Raw genomic sequence first — 22,558 nt, forward strand, 5'->3', positions numbered from 1 at the left:
ACTATGAAATGGAAATCATTAGCGGTGGGTATGGTAGCTGTGATCGGAATTTTGGGGTTAGGAAATAACAAGGCCTATGGACAGGATTTAGGGAGGTATCAGGCGCTCTATATTTATAATTTCACTAAATACATTCAATGGCCAAATGCCGGTCAGCAAGTGGTAATCGGTGTGCTGGGCTCCGGAACAATCAACCGGGAGTTAGAGAAAATGGTCGATAGCAAGAGGGGAGACAAACTAAAGTTTGTTAAACTTTCTTCCTTTGACAAGTTGGGTGATTGCAATATCATCTTTGTTGCCAAAGATCAGGAAAGAAACCTGAAATTGGTGCTGGAAAAAACCGAAGGTAAAAGTATACTCATTATTTCCGAAGACGAGAAGTCGGTGGAAAAAGGCGCCGGGATCAGTTTTTTTCTGGAGGATGACAAATTGAGGTTTAGCATAAACAAAAGTGCGGTTGAGTCAAGAAAAATGAAGATCAGCGGAAGTTTACTGACATTGGCAAGAGTAATTTGATTCCTCAACAATGATAGCAAGCTCCCGGCTTTTTTAAAAGTCGGTGAGCGGGCTTTGTACATGATGCAGTGGTCTCGCCTCATTCAATTCCCAGATGCTTCTGGATTCTTTCCAGGGAAAGCCCTTTGGTTTCAGGCATCAATTTCCATACAAAGATGAGTTGCAGGAACATCATGACCCCGAAAAATCCGAAAATCGGCCCCTGATCATTGATGAACAGATTGGCAAAATAGGGAAAAACATTGGCAATAATTGCCGCAAACATCCAGTGTGTAAAACTTCCGAATGACTGCCCGTAGGCCCGTACCGTGTTGGGGAATATTTCAGATATAAACACCCAGATAACCGCTCCTTGCGACATGGCAAAAAAGGCAATGTAAATGAAGAAAAACAGGTATATCTCATCAAAATCCCTGGAAATGTAAACTGAAATCAACAGCAATGATAACATCAACCCAATCGATCCTATGTACATTAAAGTTTTTCTTCCGGCTTTGTCAATCACTGACATTCCCAATACTGTAAATACCAGGTTAATCAATCCAATGCCAGCCGTTGAAAGCAAAGAGGAGTCAGTAGCCAATCCTGCGGCGTTGAATATTCTGGGGGCAAAATAAATGATCGCATTAATACCTGACATTTGATTAAAAAAGGCAAACAAAAATACCAGTATGACGGGTCTGCTGAATTTGTCGGAAAATAGTTTTTCCTTAACACTGATTACTGACGCTTTTATAGCCAGGATAGACTCATCGACACTTTCCGGATCCATGCTGGCAAGGATATCCTTCGCACCCGCTTCATTGTTTTGACGGAGCAATAACCACCTGGGACTTTCAGGGATAAAATTCACCAAAACACCATATATAAACGCCGGAAAGGCCTCGACAGCAAGCATCCACCGCCAATCATTTTCTGAAGTACCTTCCAAAAAATAATTGGATACAAAGGCGATCATTATGCCAAATACAATATTAAACTGAAACAAAGCTACCAGTCTGCCACGGAATTTTGCCGGGGAGATTTCGGAGATGTACATAGGTGCCGTAACCGAGGCCACCCCTACGCCAAGCCCGCCTAAAAAGCGGAAAGACATGAACGAATACACTTCAGGAGCCAATGCAGAGCCTAAGGCGGAGATCAAGTATAAAAATCCCACCAGGATAAGGGTCTTTTTCCTTCCGATTATTTCAGACGGGTAACCCGCTACAAGTGAACCTATTACAGTACCATAGAGGGCAATTGCCACCGCTAATCCATGGGTCAGATCACTTAATCCCCATAATTTTTGAATGTCTTGCTCAGCCCCTGAAATTACAGCCGTGTCGAAGCCAAATAGAAAACCACCCAGGGCGGCTACTATGGCATTGAAGAATACAAATTTTTTCAAAGTCTCTGTTTATTAAGGTTGGTGTCGGATGAATCTTGCCTTTTAATCCTCTTAAAAAATCATGAAACACTTAATTAAATAAAGTTTTGACTAAATCAAAAGTTATTCATTCATATTTTAAAGCATCCACAGGGTTATGGAGTGACGCCTTAATGGTGTGATAACAGACGGTGATTGTTGCGATTAATACAACGAGGATAAGAGGAAAAGCAAAAAACCACCAGGTAATGTCCACCGCAAAAGCATAATAGTTTAGCCAGTGCCTGATTCCAAAATAGGCGACAGGTACAGCCAATACAGCCGCAAAAACTATCAGAGATAAAAAATCTCCGGATATCAACTTTACTATGCCAGTAGCAGAAGCGCCCAGTACCTTGCGAATCCCGATTTCCCTTTTTCTTTGGGTGGTGGCATAGGCCGATAACCCGAATAAACCGAGACAGGCTATGAACGTCGCTAAGGCGGAAAAAAGTCCCAAAGTTTGGGCCAGCTTCAAATCGGGTCGGTACTGATCGTTAAAAGTATCTTTTAACAGAAAAAAGTCAAAGGGGGTATCAGGAAAAAATCGTATCCAACTTTCCCGGATCAGGGATAAAGCTGAGGCTATTATGGCTTCTGCTTCTGAAGGGGTGGTATTATGAATGTTCAAATCGATGGTGTAAAAAATACTGTCCCTGTTATTGACTGTAAATATGGCAGGCCGGATAGGGTGGCGCAGTGACTGTTGATGAAAATCTTTTACAACGCCAATTATCCTGCATTGGTTTTCACCCCAGAAAACTATTTCGTCGATGGCTTCTTCTGAAGACTGAAAACCCAGCGTCTTCACCGCTTCTTCGTTAATGATGACATTTTCAATTTTGGATCCGAACCGGACTCCCGGCTGATCTTCCGGCAAAAATCCCCGGCCAGTCACCACTTTCAGATCGTACATATCGAAAAAGTCACTATCAATGACATAGACAGCCAGGTTTTTATAGGCTTCTTTGCTTTCATTTTGTTTTCTCACTTCTGCAAACCAGTCATGTTCCAGACCCGGCACCATACCTGATATGCTCACCTGGCGAATGTTCGCAAAATTTCTTAATTCTTTCTTAAAACTTGCCAGTTTTGTAATGTAGGTTGAATCTACATTTGACGGTGTTTTTACCACTATCTTCTGCCCCAGGTCAATACCTAAATCCTGACCCTGCATATATTTAAACTGGCTGTAAACCGTAAATATTCCGATCATTAAACAAACTGCAATGGTAAATTGAAAAACCACCAGGGCTTTGCGCAACCACGAGCCTTTGGTTGTACCGGAAAACCTCCCTTTCAGCACAGCGGTTAACCTAAAAGATGACAGAAAATATGCCTGGTACAGGCTGAATACAATGCCCAGACCGAAAAATATGGCTATCACCTGCCAGGCGCCATCTTTCGCAAGCATGAGCTCGTTGCCAAAAAGGTAGTCCTGTACCGGAGCTATGAAAAAAATCAAATGCCTTGTAAGCAGTGCCATCACGGTACTTACTGTCAGGATTAAAAACGTTTCAATCAAACATTGGCTGATCAGTTGGTAACGATTGGCCCCGGAAATTTTCCTCAAGCCAAACTCTTTTATCCTTTCCAGATACCGAGCAGTAGTCAAATTGAGGTAATTAATCCACGCCAGGATCATGATAAAAAAAGCCAGCACTACCAGAAAAAAGATCGTATCGGAACTACCGGCGGCTTCAGCCTCGTCCTGCATGCCGGCATTTAAATGGATATCTTCTAACGCCTGGATTTTAAAGCAAACAAAATCATCAGAGACGCCAGCCCTTCCCTGATCAAAAAGAGCCAGTTTTTTTTCCAGGTCTTCCGTATGGGCGGCTTCGCTCAACCTGATGTAAGTATAAAACGCTTCCATATCCCCGTCTTCATTTTCAAAACCCTGCAAAGATTTGATAGAAAGCAGGATCTCAGGTTTAAGATGGGAGTTTTTCGGAATATCTTTCATTACCCCGGTTACTACGTAATCCGCATGGTAGGAACTGCTTTTGAGGGTCAACACCTTTCCGACAGGATCTTCATTGCCAAAATATTTTTCAGCGGTCTTTTCTGAAATTACAGCGGCGTGGGGATCTTTCAGAACCGTCAGCGCATCGCCCTGAAGCAATGGAAAAGAGAAAACAGAAAAAAAAGACGGATCTGCATAAAAAAGGTGGGATTCGTTGAAGATTTTGGGGCGGTCTTTTCCATCCCTGTAAATCAGTGCACATGAGAACTGGATCCGGGAATATGGGTGCAGCCTGGTGAATTGCTCCACTTCCGGAAAGTTACTTTTTAAGGCCGATCCAATGTTAAATGTACTCAAGGAAGATTGGCGCGCACTTTCCTTGGCGCCGTAGTGGGAAGTAACCCGATAAATAAACTGTCGGTGGTCATGAAAATCGTCATAGCTCAATTCGAATCTCACATACTGCCCTATCAAAAGACTACTTAAAATACCTATCAATAACCCGAATATATTAATAACCGAAACAGGTTTATTTTTCCATAAATTCCGCCAGCCAACAATAAGGTAGTTTTTTATCATCATGCATACAATGTTTTACAGCTATTAACGCCAGTCCCATTTCAATATTTCCCATTTTTCTCCATCTTCTGTGGCATATTCCAGGATTGTTTCAAAACCTGCCTTTTCATGCGCTTTTAAAGAGCGGGGGTTTCTGACAGACACTTCGGTTATAACCAATGGGAAAATGGGTTGCATCTCTTGCTTCATTTTTTCATATAATCCATAAAACACGCCCTGACCGCGATAGCCTTTGGCGATACATATCTGGCCTATTACAAAATAATCGATGGCCGCAAGTGGCTGTCCTTTGTGTTCCAGGTGGTCTATTTGATCAAACATTGGGATTAGTACGGGGATCTGATTTTTGAATTTCTTTAACATCACAAGGGCATAAGCTATCAGCTTTTCCTGCTCCTTGGCTATGATATGAGAAAACGGATTATTCATGGCTTGCAGCAGTGACAAGTTATGCCTCACAGTGACAAAACCTTGTTCCTGTAATTCCGATGACGAAATGTTTTCAGGGCGGTTGGCAGCCTGAAGGCTCAGGATTTGTTCCAAATCCGTGGTATTATTGGCCTTATGAAACGATATCATTGTTTTAATTGATGACTTTAGCTAGTTAATCGCCGGTTTTTATGGAGTGCTCGTCAATATCGTTACTGTTTTTGAAAATTTGTTGAAATGAAAGCAACACAATCCCTGTCATGATCGAGACATCTGCCATATTGAAAACCCCGGTACTGACTATCCCCAAATCAATGTGTAAAAAATCAGTGACCGAGCTATACCTGATCCTGTCAACCACGTTGCCAATTCCCCCACCAATCATAAAACATAAACCCACTATGGCATAGTAGTCAAGATTGATCCTGGTCAGCAATATAAAAAAAGCCATTATCAATACCAATGAAGGTAAGAAGGAAAAAATTATTTTCTTTACCATCGGTGGAAAACCCGAACCAAGTCCCAGAAAAGCGCCTGTATTTTCTACTTTTGTCAATGTAAAATAGTCGTTTATCAATGATATCCTTTGATTATATCCGATCCTGTCTCTGACCAGATTTTTTGAGATTTGATCACACCCCAGGTTGATCATGATAACCAGGGTAATTAAGACCACCCTTAAGACATACTTACGTGATATATAATGAAACATTAATCGCGGTAATCCGGAGCTTAAAATTCAAAATCATCTTTTAAGCAAGAAAATTAGGTATTAATTACCATACAGACAAGTCCATTTGCGCAAACAAACATGTCCCAGCCTCATACATTTAAGTAAAAAGTGGCAGGTGGCTTTTAACAATTCATACAGTAACAGTAACATTGCCTTTTTTTATTTATCAGTTGGTTTTAAAAGACTGAGTTTAAAATGTATTGGCAATTAAGTGATGAGGGGTGACAACGTTATGTCAGTAGTTTTGATTTTTTTTGGGGGGATTGGGAGGGTTTTGGAATGATCGGAGTAGCGGAGTATAGGGTGGAGATAATGGAATAGCGGAGTATAGGGGTAGTCGAATAATGTAATGGTAGAATATTAGGTCGACGAAGAAACGGCTGAAAGTTCTACGAATCTAAAGTGAAATAATGGTAATGGTGGAATATTAGAGGGCTGGAATAGTGGGGGGTGGTGGGATGGAATAAAAAAAAGCCTTAATAAAATTAAGGCTAAAGCTTCCAAAGTGTGTATATAATTAAACTACGAGAGCTTAACATTTACTGCATTCAGACCTTTTTTTCCTTCCTGTAAATCAAAAGTAACTCTGTCATTTTCTCTGATTTCATCGACAAGACCTGTTACATGAACAAAGTATTCCTTGTCGGAGTCTTGATCCTTAATGAATCCAAATCCTTTGGAGTCGTTAAAGAATTTTACTGTTCCGGTATACATAATAGTTATTTATTTTTCTAAAGGGCAAAAAGGGTAATTCAAAAATACTTCACACGGGCATCAGAATTAATCTAAGTTGTTACCTTTAGAGATTGTTAATGGTACAAATGTAATTTAAAAAATAACAAATGAGTAATTATCCGGGGATTTATTCACTATCAATAATTCAGATAAAGATCCGTCAGGCTTGCAGAGACAAGCGATCGACTTTACAGGAAGGCCAACCACCTGCTGCCGGTTGCGTGCGCCGGGGACTCCATTGGGTTTAACCTTCAGGTTATTTTTTGGCAATCATTTGAACGGAACTTGTGATCATTTCCTTGAGAATATCCCTGTTGATATCTCCCAATTTTTTAACATAGAGGCATGATTTTCCTGTCTTGTACTTACCCAAATTGGAAAGTAAAGAATCGTATTGACCAAATCCGGACATTATGTACAGGCTTAAATTCTGTTTTCTTGGTGAAAATCCGGTCAAAAACCAGTCTCCTTCCCTACCGCTGTCATATTTATAGTGATAGCTGCCAAAACCAACAATGCTGCTTCCCCACATTTTCGGATCTTCGCAATTGACAATTATAAAAGCATTCTGAGTTTCATAAATATGATTCGGATTTCAGTAAATTGATACTAACAGTTACAACACCGGAGTCAGAAAACTTAATGATCTATCACCTAACTATCAACCTATAATTGTCAATTATCCATTGTTAATTGTCAATTACTAAAACTGCGGGTCATAGATACTCTTCGGATTTCAGCAAATTAATACCAACAGTTGCTAAGCCCGAGCCAGAAAACCTAACGATCCATCACCCAACTATCAATTCATAATTGTCAATTATAAACTGCGGGTCATAGATATTCTTCGGATTTCAGTAAATTGATGCTAACAGTTGCTAAATCCGAGTCAGGAAACTTGTAATGGTGTTGATGGTCGGGGAAAAGGCCGGCCTCGGCGGCGGCTTTCAGAAAACAATCCAGTTCGAGAATATACTGGTCTGAAAAACCATGAGTGGCATCATAGGCAGTAGCAGGCGTTTTCCCTAAATTAGATGCCACCAACTCTGGTGGGATGGTGTGTAATTCTATAACCAGCAAACCAAATCGTTTTACATAAGGTGTCCACTTTTTAAGATGATTGACCAGGTTTTCCTCTACCGCATTGTTGGACAACTTTTCTCCCCGGAAGGAAAAAGCCCCGGTAGAGCTGCTATTTCTGTCAGGGTTTATCTTTGCGGGCGGCGTGTAGATCCTGTTATGGTCCAGAAATGACCGCACATGCAACAAGTCTTTCAGGTCAATCTCATATTTGGTTTCGATATTTCCGGCCAACAGGTCTGGCTGCCCGATATCACCCCAAACCACCTTAGCCCAGATATCTGCCTGGTTTAGCGTATTTCTGGTGGCCGAAAGTGCTGCTTCATTAAAATCAGCGCCAATAATAAACAGGGGGTGTTCATCCAGCAGTTTTCCGCGAAGTGTCCGCCTGTAAATGACTTCAAAAATATGTACGAGTAAAGTTCCGTCCCCGCAACCCATGTCAATGAATCCTTTGGGTTGTTCATGGATAGGTTTATTAAATATATTTAAAATAACATCATCGATCTTCATAAAATACCCACTATGTGCACTGCCACTACCCCATACATTCATTCTGCGGTTGACGTGTATTTCCTGGGATTCGTCAGGTTTATCCCATAGAATTCCGGGATTTCCAAAAATCAGGTCGCTCAATTGCAGAAAGGTAGGAAGATACGAGACAGTAACTCCAAAGGCACCGGCCCTTTTGGCAAAAAAAACACCTTCAGAAGTAAAATTATAGGTATTCTCTTTCTCACTGAACCAACCCAGGTTTTTGAAATACCTGACGATCTCTCTGAATTCATCGTGATACTCCGTAAACTCTTCCACTTCAAAAGGCGCAACCGTAAAGTATTTGTTAAATAAACCACTAATACCCAAGCTAACGATTAGCGGTCCCGCAAGCGCTCCTTCCATATGTTGCAGGATTTGCTGCTGCACCTCCTTTTTCTTCGCATCTCCCGAGTGTTTTATGTTAAAACTATTGCCGGATCGCTCAAACAAAGCGCTGAGCCTGGTAAATACGCCGGTTGGGAATCCATTCATAATGTAATCTTCCATATGAACAGCATCCGGAATGAAGGCCACCAAATCACTGAATAAATGAAAGTATGAAATCGCTGTTTTTCCCCTGGGTGTTAAACAAAAGAAAATATCACCACTACGCTCATGATACTGCTGCCCCATCCAACCCTGCGAACACATGACCCTTAATGCCACATTTAAATACCCCTCATTAGCCTTCAATGTCTTCGTCAACTCCTGCAACGAATGTTCCTTCATATCACTCAGTCGATCAAATACTTTATGTTCATAAAGAGCAAAAGCCGTAGGTATGCATACAATACCATCCAGATATCTGAAAATCTTCGCCCTTAGCTGTCTTTTCGATTCTTTAGTCAATGTCATTTATTTCCCCTGTTGCTATTAACTTTGCTGCTGACTGGTCGTTAAACAACCAAAAATAATCATTTACGATTTCCTGTAACAGCTAACTCCACAAAACTTTATGCCACTCCCCAAGTTTCATCATCCCACAAAAAAATCCTATCCATCTAACCCAAAAACCAACCCCCATACCCCACCGTACCCTACTCAACTCCCAACCTCACCCCCAAAAAACCCCACCCACACCTCCAAAAATTGTCAATTGTCCATTCTCAATTGTCAATTAAACCCATTTCACCCCAAACACATCACAACACCCCACCCCCTTCCCAAAAAACACAAAAAATCCTTCCTCAAATCTCAACGATTTCTTTCCTTTGCAATCCAAACAACAAACCCTCCATCATTTTGAACTATCATTAATTGTTATTGCTTTCCCTACATATTGCCCTATGGAATCGTTAAGAGTCGGTGGTGTGCCCGAGCATTTTAACATGCCCTGGCAGCTTTTGCTGCAATCATCAAAATTGTCCAAAAAAGGTATAAAGGCCTCCTGGAAGGATTTCAGTGGTGGCACAGGTGCCATGATTGAAGCCCTGAACAACAACGAAATCGACATGGCCATGTTACTTACCGAGGGGGCCGTCAAAGGAATTGACAATGGAGGCCGCTATAGAATTGTAAGTTTTTATGTCGACTCACCGCTGATCTGGGGCATACACATACCCGGAGACGCGCCTTACCGGCATATAGACGAAATGAAAGGGAAAACCTATGCAATAAGCCGCTATGGCTCAGGTTCGCATTTGATGTCGTTTGTCGATGCACAAATTCGCGGATGGCGTACCGATGCGTTAAAGTTCATCCCGGTAAGCACTTTGGAAGGCGCCAGAGAAGCCTTTAAAGAAAACAAGGCAGATGTTTTTTACTGGGAAAAATTTACTACAAAAAAATATGTCGATAGTGGTGAGTTCAGAAGGGTTGGGGAACGACCGACCCCTTATGCCTGCTTTGTTATCTGCGTCACCGAAAATGCTCTTAAGGAAAAACAGGCCGCCGTCTATAAGCTGATCAAACAGGTTTTTAAAGTAAGCAAAAAGCTCGATAAAAACCCGCAACGTGCCTCACTTATCGCTGAATATTATCAGCTCGATAAAAAAGATGTCGAAGACTGGCTTGCATCTATCCGGTGGACCACCAAATTTAACCTTGATAAAAAAAACTTAAAAAAGGCCATTAAAATACTGGCAGGACTTAATCTGATTAATGCTGATTTGAAATACAGACAATTGATCTGGAAAAAATCACTCAATGGCAATGCCCGGATTGATCTCTAGCATGGCTGTAATAACCCCTTCCTGATCCGCCGGTGCTATATAAATGGTTTCCCCTTTGCCATAGTGCATGATCATCCCTTTTTTCGCCAATGCAGGCTTTCTTACTCCTACCCATAAAGTCTTATTTCTGGTAATCCGTGAGATCTCATCAATACTTATTTTACCACGAAATGGGCCGGAGTGGTATTCAAAGTTGTCATAATAGATCATATATTTGGTATCGACCCAGATCCATACCAGAAAACCGTTAACCATAGCCAGTGGAAACAAGACGAAAAAAAGACCGTTTTGCCCATCACGTAAAATCCCGTCTACAACCAGTCCCATAACCGTGGTGCAAATGATGACAATAATTAAGTACGTAACCCCAGTCAAAGCGTCTTTTTTAGCAGAATATATCATCATCTCGCAAGATATTAAGTTGTTCATTCAAGCAAAACCTTAACTGATCCTCTTATTTTTGTTTCAGGATTTATGATAACTTTTGTCATAACCTTTATGACCATAAGCTATCGGACCATAAAAGCAGCTAAAACAAATCGTACAGACATATTAAGGTCCGAAGAGCGTGCGAGCGCACTGAGGGTGGTGATTTGAATTATTTAATAACTTTTTTCACCAAACCCATTTTACCGCTGTAAGGTGGGTATCTCAAGGGCACATCGATCCAGGTAGCTTTTTTCATAATACTTTTTTGCTGGGTAAAAGTCTCAAAACTTGCCTTGCCATGATAGGCGCCAATGCCGCTATTGCCGGTACCGCCGAAAGGCAGGTTAGGATTGGCCAGGTGCACAAGGGTATCATTTATGCAACCTCCTCCAAAATTCACATTCTCCACTATGCGTTTTTGGTTCTTTTTGTTGCCTGAAAAATAATATAATGAAAGGGGTCTGGGATGATCATTCAAGGTTGTAATGACTTCGTCCAAATCGGTAAAAGTCAAAACAGGCAGTACAGGCCCGAATATTTCTTCCTGCATAATGGCATCATGCCATGATATCTTGTCAAGGATGGTCGGAGCGATATACAATTCATCAGCGTCACTTTCTCCACCCATTACCACCTCGCCCTCAGCCAGGAAGCTACTTAAGCGGTCAAAATTTTTACGGTTGATGATCCTGGGGTAATCTTCGGATGCTTTTGGATTATCGCCATAAAAAGTGCTGGCAGCGTCTTTCAGCAATGGCAAAAATTTGTCCTTGATATCCCGGTGAACCAACAAATAATCGGGTGCCACACAGGTTTGGCCTGCATTGATGTATTTACCCCATACAATCCGCCTGGCAGCAACCTTCTGATCCGCGTCTTTGTCAACTATACAAGGACTTTTACCGCCAAGTTCCAGCGTGGTAGGTGTCAGATATTCAGCAGCGGACCTGGCAACAATTTTTCCCACATATTCACTTCCGGTAAAAAAAATATGGTCAAATTTTTCAGCCAACAAAGCTGTGGAAGTCTCTACCCCTCCCTGTACCACTGCCACATGGCCTTCTTCAAATACAGCTTCAATGATTCCTGCCAGCACCACGGCAGTATTTTCAGTAAGCTCGGAGGGTTTGATAATGCAGGTGTTGCCTCCTGCGACGGCACCAATGGCGGGTAAAATTGCCAGTTGAAAAGGATAATTCCAGGGACCGATAATCAGGGTAACGCCAAAAGGTACCCTGTGCACATAACTCGACCCTTTAAACTGGGACAATGGGGTACTCACATGGCGTGGCTCAGCCCAATCTGATAAATGGGTCAGGATATGGTTTATCTCTTCATACACCAACCCTATTTCGGTAACATAAGATTCGAAGCCTGATTTTCTGAAATCTTTTTTCAAGGCATCGATGATGGCTGGTTCATTGGCCTTCATAGCCTTTTTAAGTGCTTTTATTTTTTGCTTCCGGAACTTGACGGGTTTGGTTTCTCCGCTATTGAAATAAGCTCTTTGTCTTTCTATTACCGCTTTTATCTGATTGTAGGGCGTAGCTGCCGGGGTTTTCTTGTCTAGCATGTTAGTGTTCATGTTGCCAGTGATTTAGTCTATAAATATAACGATTTTTTCGTATGCATGCATACCAGCTATGCTTTAAAATCATGACGTTTTCATGAGTCCTCGCGATTTGCGGGATCAAACTAATTGGACGGTTCCTTTCAATCCCGTGATAGCACAACGCAAGAATGTGCCTGCATACTCATTTCTTCTGCTAAAATCTCTTACTACCTGAGCATTTCCTTGACGCCCGGCAGAATATGGTCGACCCACTGACGGTACATTTTTCCGGAAGGATGCAAACCATCTCCGGCCACCGATTCCGGATCTGTGCTGGCCTGCCGGGAAATTCCGGTGATATTGAAATATCTGACGGATGATCTTTCTGCTAAAGACCGGTTGATTTTATTATACTGGTCAATTTCCCGGGTGATCTTTTCAGGATCTTTGTCAAGACCAAATGGGGTAACCGCATAATCCGGGATAGAAACCACAAATACCCGGGAAGGATTGTTATCTGCAAATGCGATAGCCATATCAAGCAATTCCTGAAATTCCTCTTCGTAAACTGCCATTTCATAGCCCCTGTACTGATTATTGACACCAATCAGTAACGAAACCAGATCATATTTTCCCTTGGGACTGGCCTCCTTAATACCTTTTTTTAACTCATCGGTAGTCCACCCTGTGGTAGCAATGATTTCCGGTTTTTCCACAGGTAAACCGGAAACTGTCAGTCGATTGGCCAATACCACCGGCCACCTGTCTTCCTCTGGCACACTTTCACCGATGGTGTAGGAATCTCCAAGCGCCAAAAATTTCAAAGAAGTTGTTTGTCCGGATGTTGTCATATCCAACGAGGTATTTTGATTTGATAAGCGGGTATTATTGTCAACCTGATTACAGGCTGCGAGGCAAGAAAAAAAGATTAACACAAAGGCAAACCTATCGACCATGCTCATGCTCCCATTGCTTGTAAAGCCTCTCTTTTCGCTTTCGGCAAACCTGCTACTACGAGGTCATAAGAGTGATCTATCCAGGCTTTGAACAAATCATCGGGTATAGTTCCATCAACCTCTATGGTATTCCAATGTTTTTTATTCATGTGATACCCTGGGGTAACGGCAGGATATTCTTCTCTGAGCGCGATGGCTTTTTCAGGTTCACATTTCAGGTTTACACTTACAAAATTGTCCACGTCGGTCAGGGCAAATATTTTATCCATCACCTTAAATACCAGGACAGGCTCCCCGAAAGGGAAAGATTCCGTCACCCCTTTTTTACGAAGACAATATTCCCTGAAACTGACTATATCCAATTAAATGAGCCGTTTGATTATTAAATAAATCACCGCCAGCAAAAACATGACAATTGAAATTTTATTAATGCCATGCATCATCCGCAGGTTGAAATTGGAAGGCTCGTTTGGATCTCTTTTACCAAAAACCCTGATAAAATAACTAAAAACTTCACCTACCTGAAAATACTCTTTTAACGAATTCCTGTCTTTTTTCTCGTTCATGGTTTTTGGTATTAAACGTTAAACTTTTTCCTTCTCTGTCTGTTCTATCCACTTGCCGTCGGCTTTTATAATTTCGATCAGTTCATCCACCGCCTTTTCCGAAGGCACCCCTCTTTTAATCACTTCCTGTCCTTTGTACAATGTAATTTTACCTTTGCCCGACCCTACATAACCATAATCCGCATCGGCCATCTCACCTGGACCATTGACGATACAGCCCATGATCCCAATTTTGACCCCCTTTAAATGATCGGTTCTGCTGCGTATCATAGCAGTGGTTTCCTGCAGGTCGAACAGGGTTCTGCCACAAGAAGGACAGGAAATATATTCCGTCTTTGACATACGGGTCCGTGCCGCCTGCAGGATCCCGAATGCGGTGTTATTAAATGTTTTAATGATTGAAAGCCAGTCATCTTTTGTTTTTTCGTCGAGCAGGTCGGTTCCCAGCCAGATTCCATCGCCAAGACCGTCGATGAGCAATCCGCCGGCGTCGGTTGAAGCATACAATTGCAATTGCTCTTCAGGAATATCCTTATACTTTCTTTTAATAATGACCGGCACATCGACCTTGTTATTAAGCAATGAAATAAAAAACCTTCGCATTTCAGGCATGGCATGCGCGTTATCAGTATCTATCACCAGTACCAAATTGTTGTCAGTGCCTATCTTTTGTATCAGTTGCGCATTCAGGTCACTGTACCGAAGCCATAAAAAATTGATATTTTCATGGCGGTCTCCGGTTGCCATATATTCTTCTGGCCTGAGAAGTGGCAATTTGTTGACCCTGTCATCGGCAGTCAGCCAGCAGGGATAGTCCATGATTTCTTTTAAGCCGTTCGGGAGCATGAAAGGAACCGGATTCCGGCCGCTGTAAATGTAATCGGCCCCCATATCATTCATTTTCCATTTGTCCAGCTCAGGCAGATAAAAATGTCCTATACACTTCAAATCCTTATATGCAGCGCCTGAGAGCCGGGACACATCGGTAATTACCCTGGGCACATTCCCCGCTCCGATATTTTTTACCCCGGCCGACTTTCTTCTTTGATAATGATAAGGGTCGTAAGGAACATGGTCAACCGGTTCAATGGGACGATGCTGCCCCCTGTCCAGATACCGGTCTACAAGCATTTTAGCCACAGGCACCTCGTATTCCGGTTCCTCTGTCAATGAAACCCTTACAGTATCTCCCAGTCCATCTTCGAGTAGGGTGCCGATACCTACTGCCGATTTCATTCTTCCGTCTTCGCCCTCGCCTGCCTCTGTCACGCCAAGGTGTAGCGGATAGGGCTGTAATCCCTCTGCCTCCAGTTTTTGTACCAATAGCCGGTAGGCCTGCACCATTACCTGGGTGTTACTCGCCTTCATAGACAGCACCACGTCATAATAATGAAGGTCTTCACAGATCCTCAAAAATTCCAGGGCAGACTCTACCATGCCCAACGGGGTGTCTCCGTACCTGCTCATAATTCTGTCTGAAAGAGAACCATGGTTGGTCCCTATGCGCATGGCAGTCCCGTATTCCTTACAAATCCTGACCAGCGGCGTAAATCTTTCCCGTATCCTTTCCACTTCAGCCTGGTAGCTGTCATCGGTATATTCTATGACCTCAAATTTCTTTTTATCAGCATAATTTCCCGGATTGACCCGGACTTTCTCCACTATTCTTGCTGCCAGTTCCGCAGCATTAGGGGTGAAGTGGATATCTGCAATCAAGGGCACATCGTACCCTTTTAACCTCAGCTCTTTTTTGATGTTTTCCAGATTTTGCGCCTCTTTCAGGCTTGGTGCAGTAATCCGCACATATTCACAACCTGCTTCCACCATGCGGATAGACTGCGCTACCGAACCTTCAGTGTCCATGGTATCGACAGTCGTCATGGATTGTATTCTTATCGGGTTGGTGCCCCCCAAAGGCAATCCACCGATGTTAACTTCCCTCGATAATCTTCTTTGATATTTTGTGAGGCTACTACAATACTCTTTGGAATATGCTTCTTCAGTTTTTATGCCTTCCATGTGAACATTTTTAACATGTAACACAACCCTTTAAATTAACTGTTAATTACCTGAATTGTTTGTTGTGTTTTAACGTTTGGTAACAAAAATATATTTTTTTACCCAGGTATTACAACCCTATTACAAAAATGTGTGTCATGCTTACAGAACCTTAGGTTGAAAGAAAGAAAATATGAAATTAATGTTAATTATAATCCAATTATTTTGCACTAAAAAAGCAGCTATTTCTTCCCACTTTTAAATAGAACCGCCGCGGCTTCAATCTCCACTAGCAAATCCTTATTTATTAGCGATTTTATTCCAATCATAGTCGCGGCCGGTTTTATTTCTTTAAAAAACTCCCCGTGGGCCTTACCGACAGCCTGCCAATGATCCATGTTCACAACAAAAATCCGGGTGCGTATTACATCTTCCAGGGAAGCACCGGCCTCTTCAAGGGCTTTTTGTATGATTCGAAGGATGCATTTGGTTTGCAAATAAGGATCATTAACCCCTACAACTTCTCCGTTAACAACCGCAGTAGTGCCCGCTACTTCTATTTGATTTCCTATTCTTACGGCACGTGAATAGCCTACCATGTCTTCCCATTCCGCACCTGATGAGATGTTTCGACGCATTGTATATAAAGTTTTCGATGTATGGATGTATGGATTATAAATCGCCCAATTGAGGTCTGATGATAATCTCCTCAACCACAGATTGCCTCGATAACCGGGTAGCCGACCAGATAGCCTCTGCAACATCTTCCGGCTTCATGAATCTTTCTGCCGGCAGCGCCACACCTTCCCAGCTAGCCGTGAGGGTGGCCCCGGGCAATATGGCTGCCACCCTTATCCCATGCTCTTTTAGTTCTTCCCTCAATACCTTGCTGAAACCCAGCAAAGCAAATTTTGAAATGGAATAAGAACCTCCGTTGGGATAAGCCCGGATGCTTGCCACTGAACAAATGTTAAAGATATCCCCTTGTTTTCTTTCTATCATCTCTGCAACCAGCGCCCGGGTAAGGTGGTAAGCGCTGTAGAGGTTATTATTCATCATGGCCTCCAGCACACCTTCTTCCTCCTGGTGGATCATACCCGGTATGAAAATACCTGTATTATTAACCAATATTTCTACAGGCTTGTCGATCCCTTTGACAAATTCTGCAAATTGCATCACCTCCTCTCTTCCGGACAGATCAGCCGGCAATGCATGAACTTGTGAGGTGGGAAAGCTGGCAGCCATTTCTTCCTTCAACTGCTCAAGATCCTGCGGGTTTCTCGAGCAGGTGGCTGCATCGAACCCTTCGGCTAAAAACCTGGCTATGAGCGCACGGCCTATTCCTTTTGTGCCGCCGGTTACTACTATAAGCTTATTCATATGCGGGATTATTGAAGGAAACCAGCATCAGTTGAAAAATTTATAAAGATTGTGTAGAACAAAAAGGCCTCAACTTCGGTTCAGAAAAAGAAATTGAGGCCCTTTTGAGTTAAATGAATTTATTTATGCTTCTTTGTCGTGTTCATTATCACTGACCATTCTGTTAGGGAAAATCCAGGGCGACACAATGGCCAGGACAAACAAGACAACGATAATCAATAACATACTCATAACCCAGTAAACTTTTTAGTTTAAAATATGCAACAAATATAAAAAGTCTGCCTGGAATAAAAAATTTAAGATTTGGATAAAATTATTCATGTTTTTCCCAAATAAGTCAGAAGATTACTCGATAATACCTATTGATCTATTATTTTAGCTGTCTGATTAAAGACGACGCTTTTTTGCATGAAAAGTATAGGAAAGTATATCCTTTTTATTGGTTCTTTATTCGTAAACAGGGAAAAATTTAAAACCTATGTAGCGCTCACCCTGGATGAATGCATTAATATCGGGATTAATTCGCTGATATTAATATCCATTGTAGCCACCTTTATAGGTGCTGTTTCCACCATTCAGACTGCGTATAACCTTGTCAGCCCTTTGATTCCCGATTATGTCATCAGTCAGGTAGTCCGTGACCTTACCATACTCGAGCTGGCCCCTTCTATCACAGCCATTGTATTTGCGGGGAAGGTAGGGTCAAACATTGCAGGCGAATTGGGCACCATGCGGATTACAGAACAAATCGATGCCCTGGAAGTAATGGGTATTAACTCGGTTTCCTACCTGGTTTTCCCTAAAATACTGGCTTCTCTGATAACTTATCCGATGCTGGTGGTTATTGCAGGTTTTTTGTCTATTATGGGAGGCTATCTGGCCGGGGTTTATACAGGCATTGTTACCGAAGCAGATTATCTTTATGGGTTAAAAGTGGATTTTATTGAATTTAACGTCTCTTTTGCCATGATTAAGTCTTTCGTTTTTGCTTTTTTGGTATCTTCTATTTCCTCATACAAAGGATTCTACACAACCGGAGGTGCATTTGAAGTGGGAAAAGCCAGTACCATTGCCGTAACCAATAGCTGCATCGCCATCTTACTGGCAGATTATTTACTAGCCCAGTTACTGCTTTAACGCTTTGCAAAATATGATTGAAATTCAAAATATTAAAAAATCATTTGATGGTAAAGCAGTACTCAAGGGGATAAGCGGTGTGTTCCGGAAAGGAAAAACCAATTTAATCATAGGCGCTAGTGGTACGGGTAAAAGTGTTTTGTTAAAGTGCATTGTGGGGCTGATCAAGCCTGATGAGGGTACAGTCTATTATGACAACCGGGATTTTACGCATGCCAACAGAAATCTCAAAACAGATATCCGGCGAGAAATCGGCATGCTTTTTCAGGGAGGTGCGTTGTTTGATTCTAAAAATGTGGAAGAAAATGTTATTTTTCCGTTAAACGTTTTGACAGAAATGCCTATGGATGAAAAACTGGACCGGGTTAATTTTTGTCTGCAAAGGGTTGGGCTGGAAAATGTAAACAAAAAAATGCCTTCTGAAATAAGCGGGGGTATGAAAAAGAGGGTGGGTATTGCAAGGGCTATTGTAAATAATTCAAGCTACCTGTTCTGCGACGAGCCCAACTCGGGGCTCGATCCTCAAACTGCTATCACCATAGATAATTTAATCAAGGAAATCACAGAAGAATATGACATCACCACGGTTGTTGTAACACATGACATGAATTCGGTCATGGAAATCGGTGATTACGTAATGTTTTTACATGAGGGCGAAAAAGTATGGGAAGGCTCCGATCAAAACATCATGAAATCCCGCGTAAAAGAGCTTAACGATTTTGTATTTGCCAATAAAATGATGCGCATCGTAAAAAATGAAGAAACATCAAATACATGATAGAGAATTACAACCAAGGTGCAGGCCATATCCGAAGCAGAAAATGACCGAGGTTTTCAACTTCAATGAACCCAAGACAAGTTAAAACCTTACCCCACAAGCGCATACAGCAACAGCAAAACTCATAACCCTGCAACCTGACGCCTGACACCTCTCCCCTGGCGCCTCCACAACTTAAAACAACGCCCTCACCTGCATCCTCCCCATATGAACCACACCCCTGTCCGGGGATTTACGCCCTTCATAATTCACACTTAACTGTAAACCACCAGCAATTTTTTGCTGCCAGTTAATGAGCCAGGTAAGATTAGTGCCGGGTCGCAGCGCCTGCAACAGTTCATAGCCTGAGGCCGAATTTTCATTCCCTTCAAATTGGATTTCAATCAACCTGAAATTTATCCCCAGGTTGCTCTTATTCACTTTGCTCAGGCGCATATCGAAGTTGAATTCATTGACATCGGCAAATTCCTCTAAGTCTGTTAACAACGTGTTTTTCCGGTGGGTCATCGTGTAACCACCGCTGACACGCAGGTTATCCCGGGGTTGTAGTGAAATCAGGGGCGAAACGGATTGTTCCGTGATTAAAAAATTTCTTTCCATCAAAAAATCAGAGTTGTTGGACTTTTGAGCCTGCTTCACCTGTATCCGGAAATCCCAGTTCCTTTTTAAGTTGATCCTGGTATTCAGATTTACAGACCTGTCCTCAGTATCTTCAAATCCGCCGGTTAACAACTGCTTTCGCCGGTTCATAAAATAAGTCAGGTCAAAACCGTACCTGGGTTGAGACCTGTTGAAAAACAAAGTCGACCGGATGGACTCACGGGTTGAAATGAGTTGGTTTTCAGGAATATCAGATAAAAATGAGGCAAGTCTGGTTGTCAAATCGTCGTCCGTGAATTTTTTCAACATATTAATGGAGGTGTTGTTTGAAAAACGGTAGAGGAACTTTTTGAAACCTGGCTGACTATTCCAGGAGACCGGCAATTTTACATCCATGCGAAAAATGAAGTTATTGGTATAAGCCTGAATAAATTCGTTGGTGGGCTGCAGCACTTTTATAAAGTTGCGTTCATCGGTATTGATGGCTTCAAAAAATTCATTCAAACCCTGTATTCCATCATTATTGTCATCGCGCCAGGTATGGGTCCCCTCACCGGTTGGAACAGGTAAAAATGCAAACTCCCGCCTTAATTCCCTTCCATTGCCAATGGCATAAGTAAGATTGGTATTTATCACACGGTCAAAAAACCTTCCTCTCCAATCCAATCGTCCCATAATTGTTTCCTCCCGTTTAGGCGCCTGCTCTTCAACCAGAAAATTATCGATAGTCCGATAAGTAACCAGGGTATTTAGTTGGTGGTTTTTCCCAATAGAGCCATTGAATCCAAGGTTGGCTGTTTCGGCGTGGTTGCTTTTTTCCAGCAGTCCAAGGTGTGGGGATTTGTCCTCGCGGATACTATAGTCAATCACAAAATTTGATTTTAACGTATCATTACTCCGCAGATACAACTTGTGCTCCTCAAAATTCATGGCTGAGCTGATCAGGGAGTCCGTATTGATATTTTTGACTTCATTTCTATCTGATGCATAGGTGTAACCCGGTATCAAAAACCTTGAATTCCAATGTAAATCCAGGTTGAACCGGCTCCAGTCAGATCTTAGTTCCCGTTGATCATTGTGCATCAAAAAAAAGTCAGACGACAGTTGTAGCTTTCCCAGCTCCCTGGCAAAAACGGCTTTGTGCTGGAAACCATCCACCTGATTTCCCCTTCTTCTGTTGGTTAATTGATAATTCAACCGGTTTAAATCGTCCCTGGCCAGTTGTGTGGAAAAATTAAAGATATGGTCATCGAAGACAGCCTCCTCTTCCTCGGGGTTATAACTCCAATCCCGGTCAAATTCTATATAACGAAACCTGTCCAGGGGGACAAAGTTTTTGTCATCGATTTCATAATCAATGACCGTTTGCCATTTATAGCCGTCCAAAAAACCTACCGGTTTGCTTTCACTTTCATAGCCAAACTTGACCGCGTAGCCATGATCATCATCCGTATCGAGCTCAGAAAATAAATTCAGGTCCTGATCAGAGAATGCTATTTCGCCATAAACCTTTCCAACTTTATTGATCTTATAGGATGATCCGATGGTTACTAACTGCTTTTTAGTAGGTGCAGGCAGTACCCGTACCGGCTCAAAATTCCCCTGGGGTACGCCATTCAACGGGGCTACCCAGGCGAACACCCTGCCGTTGGCAGTGGTGGTTTGCTGGATATAATTCCCTTCCCCGGAGCCAGTTTCCGTAAATGAAACATTATAAAAAGCACTGTCGGGATGGGCTGAAAATTTGAAGATAGTAAATGTCTGATTATCCAGGGTAGTCGTATCGACGCGCTTATAGAGAATGATATTTTCGTTAAAAGCCACGCTGTCGCCAGGATCAGCGATAGCTAAGGGTACCCGATCGCCGGCCTCGCTGAAGCGCTGCTTTTCTTCGTTGGTCAAATCAAAGGTTAAAGAACGGTTGGGATTGTCTTTTTCGCTATATGTATGAATAAAAAAATCAAGATTACCTAGACTTTGTCCATGGCTGGCGTTAAACACGGTACGGCTGTAATTCCGGTCTGCAAATTCAAAATCCACCCTGACCCGGGAGAATTTTGTGATCAGAACCTTGTTGGTAAAGGTAATTTCTGCCAGGTTGTAATCAATGACATAATCATAGTTAAACCCCCTTTTCAGCAACTTACCATCCAGATAGACCCTTTCGGAATTAGCCATGATAATGATAAAACGTTCGTTATTCGGACCACGGACCTGATAAGGGCCCAACACTCCCTCATTCACCTGGATCCGGTAGGAAGCGAACTTACCCTTTGCCACCGCCGCTCCTACCTGTGTGCTGCTTTCGTGCCGGTCATTGATTTTGTAGTTAAGGTCCAGTAAACCGCCCTGAACATTCCTGTAATACCGCATAAACTGCGAGGGTTGATTTCTGAAAACCACATCGCCCACCGTTAAAGACCCTTTACTGTTGTACAATTGCACAAAAACGTTGTCAAATTCCTGTAGTTGCTGGGTATTTCCCTGTGGCTGAAAAGGTACGTTTTGATCGGAAATGACCGCCCTTATATTAATATCATCTGATAACCTTCCCTCTAGCTGCAGGTTCAGGGATGAATTGACAAACACATTTTGATTGTTACCAAACGATATACCCCTGCTGATGCTGCCGCTCTTTTGTAAACCCGGGGATGAAAACAGTTCTTCCCTCCGATTGACCAGCCCACTTCCGGTTTTGCGCTGCTCTTTAAAAAAGGCATTTGAATCGTAGACTGCAAGGCTCCTTTTGAAATAGGTTTTGCCTAAATTAAACGGAAATACACGGAAACATACCAACAGCGAGTCTATGCCCGGGGTGGTTGCAATTTCGATGAGACCTGTATTCATATCATACTGATAGTGAATAAGCGAATCATTAAAATGAGGAAAGTTTACCGACTCAGGAGAGATCGTCAAACTATCCGCCATAAAAGGCTTACCAAAGGTTTTTACCCATATACACCGCTCCCCCTCACTTTGTCCAAGAACTGAAAAAGAAATCAAATGTA

Annotated in this window: 20 protein-coding genes; 4 read left to right on the forward strand and 16 right to left on the reverse strand. The window is 42.3% G+C overall.

Annotated features, from left to right (window positions below; all coding sequences use genetic code 11):
* Nucleotides 1-3 precede the first annotated feature (3 nt).
* Nucleotides 4-516: a YfiR family protein gene (locus AC04NP_RS09290; protein ID WP_482859348.1), complete on the forward strand. Its 513-nt coding sequence runs from the start codon at nt 4-6 to the stop codon at nt 514-516.
* 79 nt (nt 517-595) lie between these two features.
* Here AC04NP_RS09290 and AC04NP_RS09295 read toward each other — a convergent pair whose 3' ends face one another.
* The 7 genes from AC04NP_RS09295 to AC04NP_RS09325 form a co-directional block, all read right to left on the reverse strand.
* A complete protein-coding gene (locus tag AC04NP_RS09295; RefSeq protein ID WP_482859350.1) occupies nt 596-1,906 on the reverse strand; it encodes a sugar porter family MFS transporter in 1,311 nt (436 codons plus the stop codon).
* 106 nt (nt 1,907-2,012) lie between these two features.
* Nucleotides 2,013-4,472 carry an ABC transporter permease gene (locus AC04NP_RS09300; protein WP_482859351.1) on the reverse strand — a complete coding sequence of 820 codons (2,460 nt, stop codon included), beginning with the start codon at nt 4,470-4,472 and terminating at the stop codon, nt 2,013-2,015.
* Nucleotides 4,473-4,493: 21 nt separating this feature from the next.
* A complete protein-coding gene (locus tag AC04NP_RS09305) occupies nt 4,494-5,048 on the reverse strand; it encodes a GNAT family N-acetyltransferase (RefSeq protein WP_482859352.1) in 555 nt (184 codons plus the stop codon).
* A 25-nt stretch (nt 5,049-5,073) separates the two neighbouring features.
* A complete protein-coding gene (gene lspA, locus AC04NP_RS09310; protein WP_482859353.1) occupies nt 5,074-5,610 on the reverse strand; it encodes a signal peptidase II in 537 nt (178 codons plus the stop codon).
* A 543-nt stretch (nt 5,611-6,153) separates the two neighbouring features.
* Nucleotides 6,154-6,345: a cold-shock protein gene (locus AC04NP_RS09315; protein WP_482859355.1), complete on the reverse strand. Its 192-nt coding sequence runs from the start codon at nt 6,343-6,345 to the stop codon at nt 6,154-6,156.
* Between the two features lie 277 nt (nt 6,346-6,622).
* A complete protein-coding gene (locus AC04NP_RS09320) occupies nt 6,623-6,898 on the reverse strand; it encodes a DUF1801 domain-containing protein (protein ID WP_482859356.1) in 276 nt (91 codons plus the stop codon).
* A 302-nt stretch (nt 6,899-7,200) separates the two neighbouring features.
* Nucleotides 7,201-8,838, reverse strand: coding sequence for an AprA-related methyltransferase (locus tag AC04NP_RS09325; protein WP_482859357.1), 1,638 nt, complete (start codon nt 8,836-8,838; stop codon nt 7,201-7,203).
* 431 nt (nt 8,839-9,269) lie between these two features.
* Between AC04NP_RS09325 and AC04NP_RS09330 the strand changes: the two genes are divergently transcribed.
* Entirely contained in the window at nt 9,270-10,154 is an 885-nt protein-coding gene (locus AC04NP_RS09330) for an ABC transporter substrate-binding protein (RefSeq protein WP_482859359.1), read from the forward strand.
* On the opposite strand, the gene AC04NP_RS09335 is transcribed toward AC04NP_RS09330, so the two are convergent.
* The 8 genes from AC04NP_RS09335 to AC04NP_RS09370 form a co-directional block, all read right to left on the reverse strand.
* Nucleotides 10,122-10,559 (reverse strand): PH domain-containing protein, encoded by a 438-nt coding sequence (locus AC04NP_RS09335; protein WP_482859360.1) that lies wholly within the window; start codon nt 10,557-10,559, stop codon nt 10,122-10,124. The genes AC04NP_RS09330 and AC04NP_RS09335 overlap by 33 nt on opposite strands.
* A gap of 193 nt (nt 10,560-10,752) precedes the next feature.
* Complete coding sequence (locus tag AC04NP_RS09340) at nt 10,753-12,168, reverse strand: aldehyde dehydrogenase (RefSeq protein WP_482859362.1); 1,416 nt, start codon at nt 12,166-12,168, stop codon at nt 10,753-10,755.
* A 194-nt stretch (nt 12,169-12,362) separates the two neighbouring features.
* Nucleotides 12,363-13,097: an SGNH/GDSL hydrolase family protein gene (locus AC04NP_RS09345; protein ID WP_482859363.1), complete on the reverse strand. Its 735-nt coding sequence runs from the start codon at nt 13,095-13,097 to the stop codon at nt 12,363-12,365.
* Entirely contained in the window at nt 13,094-13,453 is a 360-nt protein-coding gene (locus AC04NP_RS09350; protein WP_482859364.1) for an MmcQ/YjbR family DNA-binding protein, read from the reverse strand. The genes AC04NP_RS09345 and AC04NP_RS09350 overlap by 4 nt, the downstream gene beginning before the upstream one ends.
* Nucleotides 13,454-13,657: a DUF6728 family protein gene (locus tag AC04NP_RS09355; protein ID WP_482859365.1), complete on the reverse strand. Its 204-nt coding sequence runs from the start codon at nt 13,655-13,657 to the stop codon at nt 13,454-13,456.
* Between the two features lie 18 nt (nt 13,658-13,675).
* Nucleotides 13,676-15,676, reverse strand: a complete 2,001-nt coding sequence (gene ispG, locus AC04NP_RS09360; RefSeq protein WP_482859366.1) for a (E)-4-hydroxy-3-methylbut-2-enyl-diphosphate synthase — start codon at nt 15,674-15,676, stop codon at nt 13,676-13,678.
* Nucleotides 15,677-15,897: 221 nt separating this feature from the next.
* The gene (locus AC04NP_RS09365) at nt 15,898-16,293 is read right to left on the reverse strand and encodes a RidA family protein (protein WP_482859367.1); all 396 of its coding nucleotides are present in this window, start codon (nt 16,291-16,293) and stop codon (nt 15,898-15,900) included.
* A gap of 34 nt (nt 16,294-16,327) precedes the next feature.
* Nucleotides 16,328-17,035: an SDR family oxidoreductase gene (locus AC04NP_RS09370; protein ID WP_482859368.1), complete on the reverse strand. Its 708-nt coding sequence runs from the start codon at nt 17,033-17,035 to the stop codon at nt 16,328-16,330.
* A gap of 408 nt (nt 17,036-17,443) precedes the next feature.
* On the opposite strand from AC04NP_RS09370, the gene AC04NP_RS09375 reads away from it, so the two are divergent.
* Together AC04NP_RS09375 and AC04NP_RS09380 are read left to right on the forward strand one after the other, a co-directional pair.
* A complete protein-coding gene (locus AC04NP_RS09375; protein WP_482859369.1) occupies nt 17,444-18,172 on the forward strand; it encodes an MlaE family ABC transporter permease in 729 nt (242 codons plus the stop codon).
* A 13-nt stretch (nt 18,173-18,185) separates the two neighbouring features.
* The gene (locus tag AC04NP_RS09380) at nt 18,186-18,950 is read left to right on the forward strand and encodes an ABC transporter ATP-binding protein (RefSeq protein ID WP_482859370.1); all 765 of its coding nucleotides are present in this window, start codon (nt 18,186-18,188) and stop codon (nt 18,948-18,950) included.
* 174 nt (nt 18,951-19,124) lie between these two features.
* On the opposite strand, the gene AC04NP_RS09385 is transcribed toward AC04NP_RS09380, so the two are convergent.
* Nucleotides 19,125-22,478, reverse strand: coding sequence for a hypothetical protein (locus tag AC04NP_RS09385; RefSeq protein ID WP_482859371.1), 3,354 nt, complete (start codon nt 22,476-22,478; stop codon nt 19,125-19,127).
* Nucleotides 22,479-22,558 lie beyond the last annotated feature (80 nt).

The organism is Agaribacillus sp. DX54, assembly GCF_056858335.1.

Coding starts and splice junctions, on each gene's coding strand:
- AC04NP_RS09300 (WP_482859351.1), bottom strand. CDS start 4,472: ATGATGATAAAAAACTACCTTATTGTTGGCTGGCGGAATTTATGGAAA.
- ispG (WP_482859366.1), bottom strand. CDS start 15,676: ATGGAAGGCATAAAAACTGAAGAAGCATATTCCAAAGAGTATTGTAGT.
- AC04NP_RS09290 (WP_482859348.1), top strand. CDS start 4: ATGAAATGGAAATCATTAGCGGTGGGTATGGTAGCTGTGATCGGAATT.
- AC04NP_RS09385 (WP_482859371.1), bottom strand. CDS start 22,478: ATGGCGGATAGTTTGACGATCTCTCCTGAGTCGGTAAACTTTCCTCAT.
- AC04NP_RS09370 (WP_482859368.1), bottom strand. CDS start 17,035: ATGAATAAGCTTATAGTAGTAACCGGCGGCACAAAAGGAATAGGCCGT.
- AC04NP_RS09355 (WP_482859365.1), bottom strand. CDS start 13,657: ATGAACGAGAAAAAAGACAGGAATTCGTTAAAAGAGTATTTTCAGGTA.
- AC04NP_RS09345 (WP_482859363.1), bottom strand. CDS start 13,097: ATGAGCATGGTCGATAGGTTTGCCTTTGTGTTAATCTTTTTTTCTTGC.
- AC04NP_RS09340 (WP_482859362.1), bottom strand. CDS start 12,168: ATGAACACTAACATGCTAGACAAGAAAACCCCGGCAGCTACGCCCTAC.
- AC04NP_RS09365 (WP_482859367.1), bottom strand. CDS start 16,293: ATGCGTCGAAACATCTCATCAGGTGCGGAATGGGAAGACATGGTAGGC.
- lspA (WP_482859353.1), bottom strand. CDS start 5,610: ATGTTTCATTATATATCACGTAAGTATGTCTTAAGGGTGGTCTTAATT.
- AC04NP_RS09325 (WP_482859357.1), bottom strand. CDS start 8,838: ATGACATTGACTAAAGAATCGAAAAGACAGCTAAGGGCGAAGATTTTC.
- AC04NP_RS09335 (WP_482859360.1), bottom strand. CDS start 10,559: ATGATGATATATTCTGCTAAAAAAGACGCTTTGACTGGGGTTACGTAC.
- AC04NP_RS09305 (WP_482859352.1), bottom strand. CDS start 5,048: ATGATATCGTTTCATAAGGCCAATAATACCACGGATTTGGAACAAATC.
- AC04NP_RS09375 (WP_482859369.1), top strand. CDS start 17,444: ATGAAAAGTATAGGAAAGTATATCCTTTTTATTGGTTCTTTATTCGTA.
- AC04NP_RS09320 (WP_482859356.1), bottom strand. CDS start 6,898: ATGTGGGGAAGCAGCATTGTTGGTTTTGGCAGCTATCACTATAAATAT.
- AC04NP_RS09315 (WP_482859355.1), bottom strand. CDS start 6,345: ATGTATACCGGAACAGTAAAATTCTTTAACGACTCCAAAGGATTTGGA.
- AC04NP_RS09380 (WP_482859370.1), top strand. CDS start 18,186: ATGATTGAAATTCAAAATATTAAAAAATCATTTGATGGTAAAGCAGTA.
- AC04NP_RS09330 (WP_482859359.1), top strand. CDS start 9,270: ATGGAATCGTTAAGAGTCGGTGGTGTGCCCGAGCATTTTAACATGCCC.